Origin of the sequence: Thermoclostridium caenicola, from assembly GCF_900142095.1 — a bacterium.
Classification (GTDB): domain Bacteria; phylum Bacillota; class Clostridia; order DSM-8532; family DSM-8532; genus Thermoclostridium_A; species Thermoclostridium_A caenicola.
Map to the genome: position 1 here is coordinate 80,797 of NZ_FQZP01000007.1, position 20,105 is coordinate 100,901.

The 20,105-nt window shown below is 52.8% G+C and carries 14 protein-coding genes and 1 riboswitch; of the genes, 3 read left to right on the top strand and 11 right to left on the bottom strand.

What is annotated here, in order from left to right:
• Positions 1-72: 72 nt before the first annotated feature.
• From F3H12_RS03770 to F3H12_RS03780, 3 genes are all read right to left on the bottom strand, one after another.
• On the bottom strand, positions 73-1,248 hold the full coding sequence (locus tag F3H12_RS03770) for a tetratricopeptide repeat protein (protein ID WP_149678023.1): 1,176 nt from the start codon (positions 1,246-1,248) through the stop codon (positions 73-75).
• Positions 1,249-1,545: 297 nt separating this feature from the next.
• Entirely contained in the window at positions 1,546-4,284 is a 2,739-nt protein-coding gene (secA, locus tag F3H12_RS03775; protein WP_149678024.1) for a preprotein translocase subunit SecA, read from the bottom strand.
• Between the two features lie 36 nt (positions 4,285-4,320).
• Complete coding sequence (locus F3H12_RS03780; protein ID WP_149678041.1) at positions 4,321-4,635, bottom strand: YerC/YecD family TrpR-related protein; 315 nt, start codon at positions 4,633-4,635, stop codon at positions 4,321-4,323.
• 266 nt (positions 4,636-4,901) lie between these two features.
• Between F3H12_RS03780 and F3H12_RS03785 the strand changes: the two genes are divergently transcribed.
• The 3 genes from F3H12_RS03785 to F3H12_RS03795 all read left to right on the top strand — a co-directional run bounded on the left by F3H12_RS03785 (position 4,902) and on the right by F3H12_RS03795 (position 9,076).
• A complete protein-coding gene (locus F3H12_RS03785) occupies positions 4,902-7,181 on the top strand; it encodes a HelD family protein (RefSeq protein ID WP_149678025.1) in 2,280 nt (759 codons plus the stop codon).
• Positions 7,182-7,326: 145 nt separating this feature from the next.
• Positions 7,327-8,523, top strand: a complete 1,197-nt coding sequence (gene argJ / locus F3H12_RS03790) for a bifunctional glutamate N-acetyltransferase/amino-acid acetyltransferase ArgJ (RefSeq protein WP_149678026.1) — start codon at positions 7,327-7,329, stop codon at positions 8,521-8,523.
• Between the two features lie 70 nt (positions 8,524-8,593).
• Positions 8,594-9,076 carry a chemotaxis protein CheW gene (locus F3H12_RS03795; protein WP_149678027.1) on the top strand — a complete coding sequence of 161 codons (483 nt, stop codon included), beginning with the start codon at positions 8,594-8,596 and terminating at the stop codon, positions 9,074-9,076.
• A 21-nt stretch (positions 9,077-9,097) separates the two neighbouring features.
• Here F3H12_RS03795 and F3H12_RS03800 read toward each other — a convergent pair whose 3' ends face one another.
• The 8 genes from F3H12_RS03800 to rpsO all read right to left on the bottom strand — a co-directional run bounded on the left by F3H12_RS03800 (position 9,098) and on the right by rpsO (position 19,853).
• Positions 9,098-10,852 (bottom strand): sensor domain-containing diguanylate cyclase, encoded by a 1,755-nt coding sequence (locus F3H12_RS03800; protein WP_149678028.1) that lies wholly within the window; start codon positions 10,850-10,852, stop codon positions 9,098-9,100.
• Positions 10,853-10,904: 52 nt separating this feature from the next.
• Positions 10,905-13,076, bottom strand: a complete 2,172-nt coding sequence (locus tag F3H12_RS03805) for a cell division protein FtsA (protein ID WP_188118351.1) — start codon at positions 13,074-13,076, stop codon at positions 10,905-10,907.
• Positions 13,077-13,152: 76 nt separating this feature from the next.
• Positions 13,153-13,788, bottom strand: a complete 636-nt coding sequence (gene nth, locus F3H12_RS03810; protein WP_149678030.1) for an endonuclease III — start codon at positions 13,786-13,788, stop codon at positions 13,153-13,155.
• A 73-nt stretch (positions 13,789-13,861) separates the two neighbouring features.
• A complete protein-coding gene (gene nth / locus F3H12_RS03815; protein ID WP_243133181.1) occupies positions 13,862-14,545 on the bottom strand; it encodes an endonuclease III in 684 nt (227 codons plus the stop codon).
• Positions 14,527-16,002 carry a glycogen synthase gene (locus tag F3H12_RS03820; RefSeq protein WP_149678031.1) on the bottom strand — a complete coding sequence of 492 codons (1,476 nt, stop codon included), beginning with the start codon at positions 16,000-16,002 and terminating at the stop codon, positions 14,527-14,529. Before F3H12_RS03820 ends, nth (F3H12_RS03815) begins: the two co-directional genes overlap by 19 nt.
• Before the next feature lie 113 nt (positions 16,003-16,115).
• On the bottom strand, positions 16,116-16,907 hold the full coding sequence (locus tag F3H12_RS03825) for a folate family ECF transporter S component (RefSeq protein WP_149678032.1): 792 nt from the start codon (positions 16,905-16,907) through the stop codon (positions 16,116-16,118).
• A 69-nt stretch (positions 16,908-16,976) separates the two neighbouring features.
• A riboswitch (THF riboswitch) is annotated at positions 16,977-17,079 on the bottom strand.
• Between the two features lie 150 nt (positions 17,080-17,229).
• Positions 17,230-19,362, bottom strand: a complete 2,133-nt coding sequence (locus tag F3H12_RS03830; protein ID WP_149678033.1) for a polyribonucleotide nucleotidyltransferase — start codon at positions 19,360-19,362, stop codon at positions 17,230-17,232.
• 227 nt (positions 19,363-19,589) lie between these two features.
• On the bottom strand, positions 19,590-19,853 hold the full coding sequence (gene rpsO / locus F3H12_RS03835; protein ID WP_149678034.1) for a 30S ribosomal protein S15: 264 nt from the start codon (positions 19,851-19,853) through the stop codon (positions 19,590-19,592).
• Between the last annotated feature and the right edge of the window lie 252 nt (positions 19,854-20,105).

Genomic DNA, 20,105 nt, shown 5'->3' on the forward strand with positions numbered 1-20,105 from the left:
GGCATGATGAAAGGCGGTTGAACAGATGTTCAACCGCCTTTTCTGCTGCCTTATCGATGCCTTGTTCATCCATCAATGCTTAATGGTCTTGCCTGCCTCAATTTCACTGATCCTGGCACGGGCATACCTGCCATACTCCGTATTGGGCGCAACCTCCACAATGGTTCTGAAGCATTTCAGCGCTTCCTCCCGGGCTTCGTCCCTGGAAGGATACTCGGAAAGGGCAATGGCCTTACCGCCGTAGTAATAGATCGGGAGCATGTTTTTGGGCTTACTGTTCTCATCAAGCTCTTCCATGATTTTAATGGCCAGCTTGAACTCGTCCGCCGCCTGCCGGTACACGTCCTTGCTCTTTCTGGAAGCGTTGCCGTTGTACAGGTTCCTGGCCGACTCATAGATCTGGTCGATGGCCTTGGGTTTGCATTCATCATAGAGCAGCATGATTTCATTTTCTATTTCGGAGGGAATGGAAAGCCCGTCCAGCTTCTCGATCTCCATTATCAGATCCCTGTACTTTCCGGCGGACGCAAGCTTGTCCAGCTGCCTGAGCGTTTTGCTCCATTCCTGGTACTGAACCAGTTCATTGCGAAGCTGGCTTTCCTTCTGGTTAGCGGTTTCCAGGCTCGATGTCAGCTCGTTGACAATCTGGTTCAGGCGCTCATTGTCTTCCTTGAGAACCTTGATTTGCTGCTCGCCGTCCACCCTTGGGCTGATTTGGAGCAATGGTTTATCAGCCGGCACCAAAAGCCACAGAACACCCATGGCGATGATACCGACCACAAATCCCAGTATGTACTTCAAATAATAAGGAGCCGCCTTTTCCGGCGACAATCCCCGGCTGATCCATGAGGCAAGCTGGCTTTTTTCCCGCTTCTTGCTCCTGACATTGCCGGGTGTTTTTCCTTCTTCCTTGCCATCCAGCCTGTCCAGGTAATGCTGCGCCCGGATGCTATTGTCGTCCATTTCGATGACCTTGTTGAACATGATGCGGGCGCTCTCCTCGTCCCCGAGGCTGTCATAGCATACGCCCATCAGGTTCATGGCTTCATAAAATGCGGGATATATGGCAATGGCTTTCTTGAGCGCGATGATGGCCATATCCTCATTTTGGCCGGCCACATCCTCAAGCGCCTTATTGTACAACTCTATGGCATGCTGCATGTCCTCTGGAATCTGGCCGAGCTTTTGCCGCAAATTGGCCAAATCGATAGGCCTGAAATGCTTCATTTCTTCCCTGATATCAAACATAAAACCCCTCCAAAGAACATTATAGCCTTATCATGCACTGATTTCCATCAATATTACATATCCTGTCAGCATGATTCCGGGTTTTATCCAATTCTCATTTATTGTATCACTATTCGTAAGATTTTCACAATAGGCGTCGAAGGCCTCTACGGATATCTTATGCAAAAATACGCTTGCAATCCTCCGGAAAAATTGTAAAACAGGCCATTTGCAGCCTTGTCCGCCGATTTCGCTAACAAAAGATAAAAAACGGGGAAATCCTCCCCGTTTCTACCTCTTCCCATATCGTCCTTCGGCCTACAAATTGCTTCCGCAGCATTTCTTGTACTTTTTGCCGCTGCCGCAGGGGCATGGATCGTTTCTGCCCACCTTGGCCGTTTCGCGTTTTTTGGGCTGCCTGGAAGCCTGGGACTCGCCATGGGTGGCCGAAGTCTCCCTGGCCACCTGCTGCCGCTGTATGACAATGTTCTCCTTTTTGATGTGGAAAAGCATCTTGACCGTGTCCCTCTGAATGCTCCGGATCATCTCTTCAAACATGTCGAAGCCTTCGCGCTTGTACTCAACAACGGGATCCTTCTGTCCGTATGCGCGGAGACCGATGCCATACTTGAGCTGATCCATGGCGTCTATGTGATCCATCCATTTCTCGTCCACAACTCGCAGAAGCACACGGCGTTCCAGTTCCCGCATGAGTTCCTCGCCAAACTCGGCTTCCTTCTGTTCATAGAGCTCACAGGCCTTCTGGCGGATCATCTCCTTCAGTTCGTCGGTCCTGACGGTTTCCAGATCGATGCTCTCCAGCTTCAGGTAGCCCTTGGGCAGAAGAATATCCTCCGCATAGGCTATCATTCCTGCCAGATCCCAGTCGTCGGCCGGTACATCATCGCTGCAGTACATGTCCACGATATTCCTGGACACGGCATCGATCATGTTCAGGATATTGGACTTCAGGTTCTCGCCGTTTAAGACCTTGTACCGCTCGCCATAAATGACCTCGCGCTGCGTGTTCATCACGTCGTCATACTGGAGAACGCTCTTTCTTCGCTGGAAGTTGATGCCTTCAATCCTCTTCTGGGCGCTCTCGATAGCATTGGACAGCATTTTGGCTTCGATGGGCTGATTCTCCTCAAGTCCCAGCATCTCCACCATCCGCATCATTCGTTCGGAGCCGAAGAGGCGCATCAGGTCATCTTCCAGGGAGATATAGAACCTGGATTCGCCGGGATCGCCCTGGCGCCCCGAACGGCCTCGCAGCTGGTTGTCGATGCGGCGGGACTCATGGCGCTCGGTACCGATGATTTTCAGGCCGCCGGCCTTGATGACCAGTTCCTTCTCCCTGTCGGTTTCAACCTTGAACTTTTCATACAATTCCTTGTATATCTTCCTGGCCTTGAGGATCTCCTGATCATCGGTCTCATTGAAGCTGACCGAAGCCATGATGAGCTTTTCATCCATGCCCATCTTCCGCATCTCCTGCCGGGCCAGGAAATCGGGGTTACCGCCCAGCTTGATGTCGGTACCACGACCGGCCATGTTGGTGGAAATGGTGACGGCGCCGAGCTTGCCGGCCTGCGCTATGATTTCCGCTTCCTTGTCATGATACTTGGCATTGAGGACGTTGTGCTTGATGCCGTGCTTACGGAGGATACCGCTCAAAAATTCCGAGGTTTCAATGGAGATGGTGCCCACCAGCACGGGCTGACCCTTTTTGTGGCTTTCCAGAATATCCTGTACCACGGCGTTGAACTTGCCGTTCTTGGTCTTGAAGACCACGTCGGGATGATCGATGCGGATAACCGGAAGGTTGGTGGGAATGGGAATGACATCCAGTTTGTATATGGCGCGGAATTCCTCTTCCTCGGTCTGAGCCGTACCGGTCATACCCGCCAGCTTGTGATACATCCTGAAAAAGTTCTGGAAGGTGATGGTGGCCAGGGTCTTGCTCTCCCGCTCAACCTTGACCCCCTCTTTCGCCTCGATGGCCTGGTGGAGCCCGTCGCTGTAGCGGCGGCCGTACATGAGGCGGCCTGTGAACTCGTCAACGATGATGATCTCCCCGTCCTTGACGACATAGTCCACATCCTTTTTCATCAGGCCGTGGGCCTTCAGAGCCTGGTTGACGTGGTGGGAAATGGTCATATTCTCGATATCCGAAAGATTTTCTATATGAAAATACTCTTCAACCTTTTTGACACCCCTGGCTGTCAGGGTAGCGGTATGCGCCTTCTCGTCAACAATGTAGTCGGCGTCCACCTCGTCGCTGAGCTGCCTGTCGTCGGTCTCCCTGAAGACCACCTTTTTCAGTCTCCGGACCAGCCGATCAGCCTGTTCATACAGCTCAGTGGATTCCTCGCCCTGACCTGAAATGATCAGAGGGGTTCTGGCCTCGTCGATGAGGATGGAGTCCACCTCGTCCACAATGGCATAATGCAGGCCGCGCTGCACCATATGCTCCTTGTAGACCACCATGTTGTCGCGCAGGTAGTCAAAGCCGAGTTCGTTGTTTGTGGCATAGGTGATATCGCAGTTGTAGGCTTTCCTCCTGGCGTCGTTGTCCATATCATGGACGATGACACCCACGGAAAGCCCGAGGAAGTTATAGATCTTGCCCATGAGTTCGGCCTGGTACTTGGCCAGGTAATCGTTGACGGTTACAAGATGCGCTCCCTTTCCTTCAAGGGCGTTCAGATAAAGGGGAAGCGTTGCCGTCAGGGTTTTACCCTCACCGGTTTTCATCTCGGCGATTCTTCCCTGGTGAAGCACGATGCCGCCCATGAGCTGCACTCTGAAATGCCGCTCCCCGATAACCCTGGTAGCGGCTTCTCTCACTACTGCGAAAGCCTCGGGGAGAATATCGTCAAGGGTCTCCCCTTTGGCCAGTCTGGCTTTGAAGATATCTGTTTTTGCCCGGAGTTCGGCATCGGAAAGTGCCTTCATCTCAGGCTCCAATGCCTCTATCGCATCCACAATGGGTGTGATGCGTTTCAGTTCCCTTTCGGCATAAGAGCCGAAAATCTTTTCAAGAAATTTTGCCATCTATTTCAGTCCATCCTTTCATGACGGGGCAGAGCGTCAGTCCTTCTTCTCGCTTTCCTTTTCCTTCAGGCGTTCCAGGACCAGCTTGTAACCATCCGCACCATAAAAAAGAGCCCTGTTGACCCGGCTGATGGTCGCCTCGCTGGCTCCCGTTTTTTCCCGTATTTCCCTGTATGTTTTCTTATCCATCAACATGCTGGCTACTTCAAAACGCTGTGCAAAAGCCTTTATCTCGGCAACCGTGCCAAGATCTTCGAAAAAATTGTAGCATTCCTCGATGTTCCTAAGTGTCAGAATCGCTTCAAAAAGCCTGTCTGTCGCTTTGTCCTTGAGTTTATGGTTCAAAGCCATCATCTCCGGTACACATTTTCGGCGGATATTCACAGAAATATCCTTCAGCATATAATTGCATCAGCCCATTCCTTTTATTATCTCACTGAACAGGCTCAAATGCAAATCCTTCCAATCCATGCTGAAACACCGGTATGCCGGTCAATGCTCCCAGCTTAATTTTACACTATTTTTTGGTATGTTGTAAGTCTGTAATATTCTCCATGAGTTTGATACAATCTTTACACATAAAATAAGTACAAGTCAAGGAACCGCAGGAGGAGATTATGCACCCGGATTGGAAGGCTGAATCCGAACACCTGGAAGAAATCCTCGCATTCATTTCCGCACAATTAAAAAAGAAACTGGCTGAAAAGGAATACCTGATCCATCAGCAGGCCGACATCAACAGGAACATGTGGGAAGACTCGGGGGCCATGCTGGACCTGGAGAGCATCTCGGATTTCATGCAGCATATCGGTTTTTTGAAGCAGAATATGGCCTGGTCCAAGCAAACCATGAAGGATATCGTCCGCCTGGATCGCCAGTTCTCTTCCCCCTATTTTGGCAGGATCGATTTCGCCGAGTCGGGATCCGAGCCGGAACCGATCTATATCGGCATCACTTCCCTCACCGACGAGGACACCATGAAGATCCTGATCTATGACTGGCGGGCCCCTGTCTGCAGCATGTTTTACGACTATGAGACAGGACCGGCCTCCTATTTGTGCCCCGCAGGACGCATCAGTGGGGAAATCACCCTGAAAAGGCAGTACAAGATCGAAGGTGGTCGCCTGATCTATTTCTTTGATTCCAGCCTGGCCATCGGGGATGAAATCCTGCAGGAAATGCTGGCTTCCAATGCGGGAACCAAGCTCAAGAATATCGTTTCCACCATTCAGAAGGAACAGAACACGGCCATACGCAATGAGACATCAAGGGTTCTTGCCATCCAGGGCGCCGCAGGCAGCGGCAAAACATCGGTGGCCATGCACCGGGCCGCCTATCTTCTGTATCGTCACAAGAAACACATCAAGGCCGAAAACCTGGTCATCCTGTCCTCCACCGATATCCTGGGTGACTATCTGTCCGATGTACTGCCGGAACTGGGCGAGGACGAAATCAAGGGCGTAACCTTCCATGCCATTGTCAGAAAATATATGCCCTTGGGCTACCAGCGCATGCAAACCCACCCGCAGCTGCTGGAGCAGGTTCTGAAAATCGCCAACACAAATTACGGCAGGAAAATGCGCGAGGCCATCCGGTTCAAATCGTCCATGACCTTTGTAAAAATCATGGATCGCCTGGCCCAATTTGCCGTAGATCACCTTTTCCCCTTCGAAGATATCCGGTTCCGGGGTCAGACCTTCCTGACAGGGGAAGAACTATCCCGGCTTTTCCACCACGATTTTGCCGGCATGCCTCCCGCTGCACGGCTCAAGAGAATGGAAAACAGGGTCAGCGATCTGTTCCGGGCTTTAAAAAAGAAGCACCAGCGGCAAAAGGCCGAAGAACTTCAGGATGAAGACAGTCACCTCAACAGCAGGGAAGCCAGGGCTCTGTCCAGGGTAAAGCTTGGACAGGAGATCGGGCCCCTCCAGGAACAGCTCAACAGGATGTTTTCCGTGAACACCCTGTCCCTTTACAGGAAGCTTTTTGAGGAGGATGAAGTCTGGAACGCCTGCACGGATGCCCTGGAAACCCCGGGAAGCGCCATTGTCCACGCGGTGAGAAGCTACACCCTTGAAAACCTGGATGCCGGCCTTCTGGGTTTTGAAGACGCCGGGCCAGTGCTTTATCTTTCCCTGCTTTTGGGAGAAACCGCACCCGATACGTCCGTGAAGCATCTGATCGTGGACGAGGCACAGGATTACTCGCCGCTCCAGTTCAAGGCGCTCGCCAGGCTTTTCCCCTCCGCCGGGATCACCATCCTGGGCGATATCAACCAGAACATCAGTCCCTATGCATCCGGAGGAGATCTGGAGGCCATCGCCCGGCTCATCTCACCGGACGACTATGAATACATGCGGCTCAGCAAAAGCTACCGTTCCACCGTTGAAATCAACCGCTTCTCGGCCGGCTTTGCCGGGATGGCGGAAGGCGAATGTTTCGGCCGTCACGGCGAAAAGCCCGAACTGATCCTGTGCGGGGATTTCCAGGGGCTTTGCCGCGCCCTGAAGGAAACTTTGAACGCGCTGAACGAAAAGAAGTACAAAACGGTGGCCCTCATCACCAGGACCCAGGCTGACGCAGCCATGCTCTATGACGCGCTTTCAGGGCACCTGGAAAAATCCCCTGTACCCTTCAGGCTTATGGATGAGGATTACGAGTATGGCCTTGAAGGCGTCATGGTCATGCCCGGCTATCTGGCAAAGGGCCTTGAGTTTGACGCAGCCATGGTGGTCTTTCTCAGGGCGGACGATTATACCGATCCGCATGAAAACGGGCTGCTCTACACGGCCATGACCCGACCGCTGCACCGCCTTTCCGTCTTCTGCCCCTTTGACAGTCTGCCCGATGCGCTCCACAAGGTTTCTCCCGACCTCTATACGTTAAGGCAGTCCTGAAGCATCATTCGGTCTCCAACCCACAGCCATTAGGGTTTGCCGGCGGCGCGGCATCCTTTTCTTGCCTGCCGGCTTTGCTTCATGTATAATTAATCCATTCAATGCGTATTCGCTTCATTCGCATACAGTATTGGAGGATGGTATCATGGCAAAGACGGGTGTAACTGCCGCTTTGGGTTTCCGGGCTGCAGGCGTGGCATGCGGCCTTAAGAAAAACGGTGAAAAGGATCTGGCTCTTGTTGTTTCCGATGTTCCTGCCACATGCGCGGGCATCTTCACGAAAAACGTGGTGAAGGGACATTCCCTGAAATGGTCCCAGAAGATGATCAGCCGCGGCACGGCGCGGGCCGTCGCCATCAACAGCGGTTGCGCCAACGCCTGCGTGGGAGAGGCCGGCGACCGGGACGCCCATGAGATGGCAAAACTAGTTTCCCGCCTGGTTCAGTGTGAGGCCGAGGATGTGCTTCTGGGTTCCACAGGCGTTATCGGTTACAGGCTGGATCTGGGCAAAATAGCAGCCGGTCTGGAGGAAGCCTTCAGGGCGCTCTCCACTGATGGAGGCAATGAAGCGGCACGGGCCATCATGACCACCGACACATTCCCCAAGGAGGCCGTCCGGGTATATGAGCACGGCGGTCATACCATCACCATTGGCGGCATGGCCAAGGGCTCGGGCATGATCCATCCCAATATGGCCACCATGATTTCCGTCATTACTACAGACGCCTGCATCAGCCGCGAGATGCTGGACAGGGCCCTCCGCGATGCGGCCGACATGTCCTTCAACCGCATCTCGATCGACGGTGACACCAGCGTATGCGACAAGGTATTAATCCTGGCAAACGGCCTGGCAGGCAATCCGGTGATTGACGGCGAGGGACCCGCCTATGATGCCTTCGTAAAAGCCCTGAAGGAAGTCTCGGTTGAGCTTGCGAAGATGCTGGCCAGGGACGGCGAGGGCGCAACCAAGCTGATAGAAATCAATGTGAAGCATGCTCCTGACAGGGAAACCGCCCATCTTATCCTGAACGCTATCGCCAAATCGCCCCTGGTGAAGACGGCCATCTTCGGCAGCGATGCCAACTGGGGCAGGATTATGACCGCAGCAGGCTATTCCGGAGCAAACTTTGATCCCGGCAAGGTGGACATCCTCCTGGGTAACGTTCTGGTCTGCAAAAACGGCTGTGCTGTCCCCTTTGATGAGGAGGAGGCTTACAAGGTGCTCCAGACTTCTGAAGTGGTCATCACCCTTGACCTGAACCAGGGCACGGTGGACGACAGGATTTGGACGTGTGATCTGACCTACGATTATGTCAGGATAAATGGCTCCTACAGGTCATGAATTCCTTGTTACAGCAAAGGTTTAGTGGGTAAATAAATGAAGTGAGGAAGAAAAATGAGGGGGGCCTGTTATGGCAGTCCAGCAGCTTGTCAAATTCAGTGTTGCCGATCAGAATTTTGGTATCAGCATAAACCAGATATACCAGATCATCAAACCCCAGGAGGTTTTCAAAGTTCCCAACACGCCTCCGTTCATTGAAGGACTTATCAATCTCAGGGGCAGGGTGCTCACCGTGTTCAACCTCAGAAAGCGGTTTAACCTGCCTGAAAAGGCCAATGACGAGAACACGAAGGTGCTCATCGTCAATATGGACGATATGCTCCTTGGCTTTACGGTGGACAATGTGACCGAGATCGTCCGGATTAACGACGAGGACATCGAGGAAACCCCGCCAACCCTGAAAGATTTTGATCACCGCTTCCTGTCAGGCGTTGGAAAGCTGGGCGATAAGCTGATTCTTCTCCTTGATCTCAGGAAAGTGCTGACACCCGACGAAGCCCTGCAGGTCCAGGAGATCGTCGAGCAACACGCCGCTCATGTGCTCGGTGAATAAACATTTTACATAGGTGAACAGTCAGCCGGCAGTATCCTCTTCCATACTGCCGGTTTTTTTATGGGCGACACATACCCGGTTCCTTCCCTGGCGCTTTGCTTCATACAGCGCGTCGTCGGCGCTCTTGACAAGGTTCATCTGGCTGTCTGCGGTTAAGGGGAAGGAGGATACGCCGATACTGATGGTGACCGAAGCGCTGATCACCCTGTCGGAGATGATCATGGCGCTGACACCCGTCCGGATGTCCTCGGCCTTTTCTACGACCTGTTCCAGCGTGGTATGGGGCATGAGGATCACAAATTCCTCACCGCCATAACGGGCAAAGATATCTTCCTTTCTGAGCTTCTTCTTGATGAAGGCGGCGATGCTTTTGAGCACCAGGTCGCCGAACAGATGGCCATGGGTATCGTTGATCCTCTTGAAGTGGTCTATGTCAAACATCAGGATGGACAGGTCATAATTGCCTTCCTGGGCTTTCTTGAATTCGATTTGCAGATTATCCTGAAAATACAGACGGTTGTATGCGCCGGTGAGTCCGTCCAGCGTGGCCAGATCGTGCATCTGCTGGTGCAGCCGGGCGTTTTCAATGGCTATGCTGACCTGCTGGGCAATGATCTCGAGCAGTCTCACATTGTCATTGTGGAAAGCATTGGGCAGGCTGTGCTCAATGAGGACAATGCCAAGCACATTCCCTTTTGCGATGAGCGGCACACAGATCAGGGACTGAATCTTTCTCCCCCTGGTGAACGGATACTCATCCGGATCAACCTGGTTGTCGATCATGGAATGGCCATCCTTCACCGCAGGCTTTAAAACATCGCTGTTGATATAGTCCGATACGATGGCCAGCTCCTTCTTGTCAAAAATGCTGGAAACCTGCACCTTCAAATGGTTCTGCGGCCCATGGCACAGGGCGATGGTGGAATGGGATACGCCCATGACACCGATGATAACGTCATTGACGAATTTCAACAGCTCGTTCATGTCAAAGATGGAGCTGATGGCCTGCGATATCTGCTGAAGGGTATAGAATTCTGCAAGGCTGGCCGTGAGTTTGTTGTTGGCCTCCTCCAGCTGCTCGTTGGTCTGGATGATTTTCTCGTAATGGCTTTGGATCTCCTTCTTGGCCTGCTCCAGCTGAACATACTTGTCGCCCAGCCGGTCGATAAGAATCTGGTTCTCCTCCTGGCTTCTGACATACTCTCTCTGGACGCGGCCCAGAATATAGCCGTAGCAGGTAAACAGCAGGTATTGGGCAGTTATGGCTATTGGCAGCATCAGATCATGGCTGAATACCCCCTGCTGATTCACACGGCTGAAGGCATTCAATACAATGAACTGGGACAGCGCCTGGGTCAGCCAGCTTAAAAGGATGAACGGGACGGATTCCTTGAAACCGCGGGACAAGATAATGGAGGAGATGGGCAGCAACACGACAAAATAGAAAATGAATCCATGATACATCATGCTGAGGAAGATAGCCATGATGGCAATTTCCAGGTATTTCGCCACCCTGTATATCAGGCTTTCCGCCTCATTCTTTGTGGGAGACAGTTTGATCTTGAGCACTCCGGCAAGGATGAAAGCCACCCATATCAGCAACTGAGTGGCCAGTAAACCGAACTCAGGCCTGGCCTGCGTCGAAATGAGCCTGGCGGTCAGGTCTTCTGCAATCAGCATCGCCAGGACTACCCAGCCGAACTTTGTAATGTTTCCTTCCTGCCTGAAACAGCTGCCCAGTGTATTGGTCAAATGGTTTTTCTCCAATGTTTCCAAAGTGAACCTCCAAGATTGGGGATATCTTTCCCGTGCAGTTTATCGGCGCTCATTACTCCCGCCAGTATATTTCGATCACATCGCCTTCACGGATGACATCGGTGTAACCTGCATCCCGTCCATTCAGTTTCAGCACAATCGTTCCCTTCTGCCGTGAAAGATCCAGGTCGATATGATTGAAAACATCCACAAAAATCGCGCGGCCTTGCTTTATCGGCAGCTGAATTCTCTGCCCGTTGACGATGACGCTTATGCCTTCGCCGGATACGGCAGGCCGTGTATGAAGGTACGAAGCTTCGCTGAAATCCGTCGTGTCCCGGGCGCTTGTCGCAGCAACCACCGGTTCAGGCTCCGGCTCAGGTTCCGGTTCGAACACCGGTTCAGGCTCCGGTTCGGGTTCCGGTCCGAATACCGGTTCAGGCTCCGGTACCGGTTCCGGATCGGCTGCAGCCTTCAGGCGGCATACAAGGGTTTCCCCGCCGCGAAGCCTGTAGGAGCCATCAACAACTTTTCCGTCCACTTCCAGGGTAAATTGTTCCAAATCTATTTCGAATTTTCCGGCAATGTCTGAAACAGTATAATCCATAGATATATCGACACGATCGCCGTCTTTGATTAGCGTGCCTGCATCCACGGGCTGTCCGTTAATTCTGATGCTTTGCGGTATAAAATGGGTCTCGTCGTTAATCCTGAGCGTGACAGGCGGGAAATCGCCCAACAGGTCGGCACAGACGGCCTGGGCGTCCTTTCCTCTCTCGGCAGGGATAACGGTCAGGCTGTCTCCCGGCGAAACAACGGCCGTAAGGGATTCCTGAACATCATTGACCATGATCAGCGCGGGCTTTCCTATGCCTCCTGCCAGGGTTCTGCTTTCACCGTTGAGGAAGAAGCGCAGCCTTTTTCCAGATTTGCAGATCAACTGCTCCGGATTGAAGCCGGCAAGTGCCAGAACATCCGCCACGCGTACCCTTTGTGAATTGAAAACCTTCACGGATTGTCCGTTGACCGAAACCGTATAAAAATCCGTTCCCCTGTGCAATCCCGTGGTGACCAGAATACCAAGGGGGGTGATGCTTTCGGGACCGGATGGCATTTCTCCTTCAATGACGATATTTTTAGCAATGCTCCGGTTGCGGACGGCAACGCGTTCCCTCGGCAAGCCGATTTTTTCGGCAACGGCTTCGCACAGTCCCGGAGTCTGGCTGCCTCCACCTACCAGGAAAACGGCATTGGGAGCCTTGCCCCCGTTGCAAACAAGGATTCTTTGGGAAATAGTTTCAGCCAGCTGAGCCACAACAGGCCTTATGGCGTTTTCAACATCTTCAGGCTTTATGGTTACCTGGTTGTCAAGCACGTCAGTAAACCGGATATCGGTTTCCCCTGCGCTCAGGGCCAGTTTGATGCTTTCAGCCGTATTGAAATCAACCAGGAAGTTCTGAGCAATGGCTTCAGTGATCTCGTCACCCGCAACGGGCGCCATGTCATAGGCCACAATGGTGCCCGATTTTGTAACGGCAATATCGGAAGTGCCGGCCCCAACATCCACCAGGGCCAGGTTCAGAAGTCGAAGCTCTTTCGGAATGGCCACGTTCAGGGCTGCAATGGGTTCCAGTGTCAGATAGGTCACTTCCAGGCCTGCCCTTTCCATGACGGTGTACAGGCTCTCCACCACCATCTGGGGCAGGAACGTGGCTATCACCTCAACACCGGCTTTTTGCCCCTTATGACCTGTGAGGCTGGATATGGCATAATCATTGAGATAATAGCTGACCACGCTGTGGCCAACGCAATAATACTGGTCAGTTTCCTGCTTGTCAGGCGCACCGTCGATCTGAAGCTGAGCCTTCTGAATGGCCTCCATTTCCATGGCGCTGACCAGATGGGAATCGATTTCCCTGCCTTCCTCAAGCTCTCTTTCCACCTTGACCCGGCAGGTTTTCAGAACGCGCCCGGCAGCGGCGATGGATACCTTGTCCAGGGAGAAACCTGTCTTCTGCTCAAGCGCCTCACGGACCGCGGATACGCCTGAGGCTACCTTGGCAATATCGTGAATCTGGCCGTCCATCATGGCACGGCTTTCGTGCACCAAGACCTCAGCCGCCCGGATAACAAAGCTTTGGCCCTGCTGAATGCCAACCAGACCAATAATGGTCCTGGTCCCTATATCCAGGACAAAGATGGCATCCTCGGGCATGGCTTTTCTTTTTCTTCTGCGCTTGGGCATGACAGTTCCCCGGCCTTCCTTCAATCGCATTCGATCTGTGCCTGTCGTTTTATGGTAAATTAAAGCATTCCTTCTCTTATTCTATATTTTTTTTGAAGAATTCGCAATATGGCATAACGCTGCACGCCTCGCACCGGGGCTTCCTGGCGGTACAGGTTCGCCGGCCATGCCAGATCAGAAGATGATGGGATTTGGACCATCTGTTTTTTGGAATGAGGGCGGTCAGCTGTTCCTCGGTCTGATCCACCCGATCGCTGTGAGCCAGCCCAATCCGGTTTGACACCCTGAAAACATGGGTGTCCACAGCCAGCGCCGGAATATTGAAGGCATTGCTCAGCACTACATTGGCCGTTTTCCGCCCTACGCCGGGCAGGGATGTCAAATCCTCCAGGCTGGCGGGGACCTGGCCGGAAAAACGGGTAACCAGCTCCCTGCACATGGCCAGGATATTTTTTGCCTTGTTCCGGTACAATCCGATCTCCCGGATCTCCTGTTCCAGCTGCTCCTGGGTCAGCGACAGAAAGCTTTCCACATCCGGATAGCGTGCGAACAGGCTTTCGGTAATGCGGTTGACCGTCCTGTCAGTGGACTGGGCGCTCAGCATGGTAGCAACCAGGAGCTGGAACGGCGTTCTGAAATGGAGTTCACATTTGGCCTGGGGATAGGTCTCCTCCAGGATATCCAGTATTTTAATCGCCTTGGCTCTGCTCATTCTGCGGGAACTCAAGTTGCTGACCTCTTTCCTTTTGCTTTGTCAGGAACATCCGGAATCCTGTCCCTGCTTTTCATCCATCCTGTCGGTTATCAACCGGGCTTTCCGTGCGGCGAAGATCTTGCCGGGCCGCGCACAGATGGGCCACGCCGCATTGCCGGCACCTGGGGTTTCGAGCTGTACAGACCCTGCGCCCGTGAAGGACCATGCTGTTGTGGGCGCGGATCCACCATTCTTCGGGGATGAGCGCCTGCAATACCAGCTCGGTTTTCTGAACTTCCCTTTCCTTTGCCAGTCCGAGCCTTTGGGCCACCCGGTGAACATGGGTATCCACCGCTATGGCGGGAATGCCGTAGGCATAGCTCAGGATGGCATTGGCCGTTTTCCTCCCCACGCCCGCCAGCTCCATCAGTTCCTCCCGGGTCCTCGGAACCTCGCCACCAAACTTCTCCACGAGGGTTCTGCACATGGACAGAATGTTTGAAGCTTTGGCGCGGCAATAATGGATCCGGCTGATCTTCTGTGCCAGGACATCCCGGGAAAGCTTCAGAAAATCATCGGGTGAACGGTATTCCTCAAAAAGCGATTTTGTAACCTCATTGACCTTCCTGTCGGTATCCTGGGCAGCCAGCATGGTTGCCACAAGAAGCTGGAAGGTGTTCTCATGGTTCAGTTCGCTCCCGACTTCAGAATAGTCCCTTGCCAGAAGCTTCAATATTTCAAGAGCCCGTTTCCGGCTCATGTGTCCTGATTGCATACTTCGGTCCTTTTTTTCCTTCTGCCTGCCCTGTTTCCTTTGTTCCTGACGGCAGCCGCTTCCCTGTACAGAACCAGGTATGCCTGCGCGGACTGATCCCAGCTGGAGTCGTATGACATCGCACGCTTAACCAGCTTCTTCCACCCGTCCCTGTCGGATGCATACATCCTGAGGGCTTTGGATATGGCCCTCGTAAAGGCATTGGCAGAATCCGCACCGTATGTAAATCCGGTACCCTCTCCGGGGTGGGCTGCTTCGTCCCGCACGGTATCAGCCAGTCCGCCAACCCTGTGAACAACGGGAATTGCGCCATAGCGCATGGCTATCAGTTGCGCAAGGCCGCAGGGCTCATAGCGCGACGGCATCAGGAACAGATCGGAGGCCGCATAGATTCTCCGGGCCAGTTCGTCGTCAAAATCAATGCACACGGCCACACGGCCCGGATACATTTCTTCAAGCCGTTTCAGGGGCTGTTCGTATTCCGGGCTGCCCTTGCCCAGGATCACCATCTGCCCGCCTTCCCTGACAATTTTCTCAGCAGCCGGGATCAGGAGATCGGTCCCCTTAATCCGATCCAGGCGGGATACCACGCCGCAAAGGGCGCCTCCCCTCCCGTCCAGCCTCAGGAGTTTTCTCAGTTTCTTTTTATTCTCGCGCTTTGCACCGGGATTTTCAACCGAATAATTCTGGAAAAGAGCTGGATCGGATGCCGGATTCCAGGCATCATGGTCGATGCCGTTGGGTATCCCGGAAAGCCGCTTCCTGTGAACACCGACAAAACCTTCGAGTCCGAAGCCGTTTGCGGTCATTTCGCGGGCTCCGGTCACGCTGACGGCGTTAAACCTGTCCGAATAGCCAATGCCTGCCTTCATGGGGTTGAAAGCGCCGTAGAATTCCACGCCATCGGGTGTAAACGCGGCATCTCCAACGCCATAAAGCTTAAAAATGTCATATCCGCAGGTGCCCTGGTAGGCCAGGTTGTGGATGGTAAATACCAGGGCGGTTTTCGTCAGGGCGGGGATCTCCTCTTCCCGTTCCCGGATCAGCATGGCCAGGGGCGCCGTGTGCCAGTCATTGAGATGGATGACTTCCGGTATGAAATCCGAGCCCTTCAGCCACTGGAAGACTGCCAGGCAGAAGAAAGCGAAGCGCTCGGCATCATCCTGATAGCCATAAACCGAAGGCCTGCTGAAATACCGCTCGCTGCCGACCAGAAGGGTCGGTACAGGCGTTCCCTCAGCTTCCTTCAGGATGCAGATTTCCTCCTTTTCACCCATTCTTACCGGAAATTCGGCAACAACCCTCGTCTCGGCACGGATTTCCCGGTGTGCGGGTATAACCAGGCGGATATCAGCCCCCAACGCTTTCAGTTGCCGGGGCAATTCGCGGGCCACATCGCCAAGGCCGCCCACCTTGATGAGCCCGGCGGCTTCCGCCGCAACGAAAAGAACCTGCATATGCTTCTCGCCACTCCCATCATACGAAATCTGGTTATACCCGTAATTATACCATTGCCACCCTTTATCTGGCAAATGCGCGTGGGGAATGAACGGGAAGGCTGTTCGCTTTTTTACCGGCTTGGTACGGGTTCAACCACAAAATACCTGTTATAGATGGACAGGAGGAAAGTAACCAGATAGGCCTGGACAAGAACCACAAAGGCCTCCTTGATAAGCCTGGGAATCAGGAAAACCAGAAAGTCGATGGCAGCCAGTTCGGGAAATACGGCCCGGAGGATCCAGGTGTTCAGGGTGGTCACCAATAACCCGGATACGCCGACAGTCAGCAATACCCTGAAGAATTGCTCATTGACCTGCCATTTGCTGTTTAAGCGCTTTATCAGCATATTGAGCAGGTACAGGGCAAACCCGATACCGGCAAAGACCACAAGTCCGGATGCGGCCAAATCCCTGTTCTTTCCGATACTGTCCAGAACCCGGCCCCAGAATGAATCGGGCCACACCGAAAGGACCAGAAGGTTAATCCCGCCAATCAGTCCGATGCAGGCAAAAAACAGCAGATAGCATCGGCCGGCCTTTATGGAATCGGCCTTGCCGGTCCAGCGCCACAGAAAACCTGCCACAACCCCTCCGGCGATGGCAGTCAGCGTGAGCCAGGGAATGAACGGACCTTCAGGCTTTATCAGATAACCAATGATATCCTGGATTCCGGAAGCCAGTCCACCATAGACGGGGCCGAAGAGGATCGCGGCCATCCTGGTAAATATACCGGAGAAACTGATTCGCGTGGCCATAATACTGCCTATGTAGAGCGAATAGCTGAGATTTCTGATGACAACTGCCAGGGTGATCAAAAGACTGACGTGGGCAATTCTTCTGATAGCATCTCGGTTTTTGGACATAAAAAAGTCTCTCCTTTCATGCTACCCTTTTAACAGATGGCATCGCACAAATAAGAAAGACTTATTTGTAACAGCGGATGCGGTATTATATCGCAAACCATGTTTCCATGGTTTTTCGTTCAGAGACTCTACTCCCATTCTCTGACACTTGACGCATAATACCTGCTCTGTTAAGGGTATTTAGTTTTATATAGTCAAGCATCCGGGTTCCCATAACGGCATCCCGGATGCCCAATAACCCGATTGGGACCCCTTGAGCGGAAACCACGCAAGGGTTGCAGCAATCCGTTAGCTGTTTCAGGCATTCCGCCGCCGAATTGGCTTATTTCCTGTCCCCCTTGTTGTTGGCGTTATTGGTGGCGGCTTCTTCGAGAAGGACATCCTTTCTCGACAGGTTGATCCTTCCCTGCTTATCGATTTCGATGACCTTTACCTTGATTTCATCGCCTACGTTGACAACATCTTCGACCTTCTTGACGCGCTTGGTGTCCAGCTTGGAGATGTGCACCAGGCCTTCCTTGCCGGGCAGGAATTCAACAAACGCACCGAACTGCATGAGCCTTGTTACATGGCCGTTATAGACCTGTCCCGGTTCCACATTGCCGGCAATGCCTTCAATCATGGTGATGGCTTTCTTGCCGGCTTCCTCATCGGTGGTTGCCACATAGACCGTTCCGTCATCCTCAATATCGATCTTGACGCCGGTCTCGGCGATGATCTTATTGATGATTCTGCCGCCGGGGCCAATAACCTCACGTATCTTGTCCACTTCAATCTTGGTCTTGAATATCTTCGGCGCATAGGGGGACAAATGCTTGCGCGGCTCGGAAATAACGGGCAGCATGCATTCGTCGAGGATCTGAATGCGGCCTTTTCTGGTGATCTCAAAGGCCTGCCTGATGATATCGTAATTCAGGCCATCCACCTTGATATCCACCTGGATGGCGGTGATACCCTTCTTGGTGCCGGCCACCTTGAAGTCCATATCGCCGAAGAAGTCCTCGATGCCCTGAATATCCATAAAGGTTATGAACCGATCCGGATTCTCCTCGTCCACCACAAGGCCACAGGAAATACCGGCAACAGGTGCCTTGAGCGGCACACCTGCATCCATGAGGGCCAGTGTGCTGGCACAGACGCTGCCCTGGGAAGTGGAACCGTTGGACATCAGGACTTCAGAAACCAGCCTGATGGCATACGGGAACTCTTCCTCGCTGGGGATGACGGGTTCGAGAGCCCGCTCCGCGAGGGCGCCATGCCCTATCTCGCGCCTGCCGGGGCCCCTGGACGGGCGCGCCTCTCCGACGCTGAATGCAGGGAAGTTGTAATGGTGCATATAACGCTTGGATTCTTCCAGATCAACACCATCAAGCATCTGAACGTCTCCCAGGGGTCCCAGGGTGACGTTGGTAAGCACCTGGGTCTGACCGCGCTGGAACAGCGCCGATCCATGGGTCCTGGGCAGCAGCCCAACCTCGGCGTGCAGCGGGCGGATCTCCATCAGGCTTCTGCCGTCGACGCGCCTGCCCTCGTCAAGGATCAGGCTTCTGACTATCTTCTTCTGCAGTTTGTACAGTGCATCGGCGATTTGCTGCTTCTGCTCGGGGAAGGTTTCAGCAAGCTTCTCCTGAACGGCATTGCAAACCGCTTCCACGTTCTGATCCCTGGTGGTTTTGTCATCGTTCATGATGGCGGCCTTCATGTCGTCGTAGGCCATTTCATAAACGGTATTCCATATATCTTCGGGAACCACGCACGGATCATAGGTGATCTTGGGCTTCCCGACCTCTTTGACAATGCCTTCAATAAACTCGATGATGCGTTTGATTTCCTCGTGACCGGCCTTGATGGCCTCCAGCATCACATCTTCCGGAACCTGGTTGGCGCCGGCTTCTATCATGATGATCTTTTCCTTGTCTGCCGACAGGGTGACATACATATCGCTTTTCGCGCGTTGCTCCGTATTGGGGTTGATGACGACCTTTCCGTCAACCAGGCCCAGTATGACACCGGCAATGGGGCCGTTGAACGGAATATCGGAAATGGACAGCGCCACTGAGGTTCCGATGATGGATGCAAACTCAGGGGAATTGTCCTGGTCTACAGAAAGAACGGTATTCACTACAGCCACATCGTTCCTGAAATCTTTCGGAAAACGCGGACGTATCTGCCTGTCAATGACGCGGGCTGTCAGGATAGCTTTCTCCGTGGGCTTGCCCTCTCTTCTGATAAAACCTCCGGGGATCTTTCCGACTGAATACAGCCTTTCCTCATAATCCACGCTGAGGGGGAAGAAATCGATTCCTTCCCTGGGCTGCTTGGCCATGGTGGCTGTAGACAGGATCGCCGTATCGCCATAGCGCACCATCACGGCACCATTGGCCAGCTGGGCAAACTGCCCGACTTCTACTGAAAGCTTTCTGCCTGCAACATCCAAACTGAAAACTTGCTTCATGTACTTGATTCTCCTTCCCTTTTTTCCCTATTCTGCAAAGCTGTACCCCCAAAACCTTTAAACAATCGGTTTCTGAGGCTTGCCCGCATTAATTTAATCAGGGACAAAAGGTCAGGGAACAGGATTCCATATTTGGAATCGTCTTCTCTGATCTTCTGTTGCCCGTGATTAAATTAAGCGGGTACTATTATTATTTCATAAAAACGGGCGGAAAAACCCGCCCATTTTTACTTTCTGATGTCCAGCTTAGCGATCAGTTCACGATATCGGGTGATGTCCTTCCTCATCAGATAATTCAACAGCCCTCTTCTCTGTCCAACCATCTTCAGAAGTCCCCTTCTGGAGTGGTGATCCTTCTTGTGGACCTTCAGGTGCTCATTGAGATGGTTGATTCTTTCGGTGAGAAGGGCTATCTGTACTTCGGGAGACCCCGTATCGCCCTCATGAAGAGCATATTTTGTCATAATTTCTTGCTTCTTCTCTTTGTCCATCGCTATAACTCCTTTCTTTCTTTAAAAGCCGGATGCCCAGTAAATGGCCGGAGCAACCATAAACCGAGTCAAACGGTTAGATGTACTGTTGTATTTTAGCATACAAAGGTTACCATGTAAAGCGGGTATCGGTTTTATCCATCAGACAACCCCTTCCCCTCATTTGAAAAAGTAAATTCCACCCCTTGAAGGCAAAGAGCGGAATTTAGTTTTGCAAAAGCATATAAAAAGTATAGTGGAATTAAGTTTTTC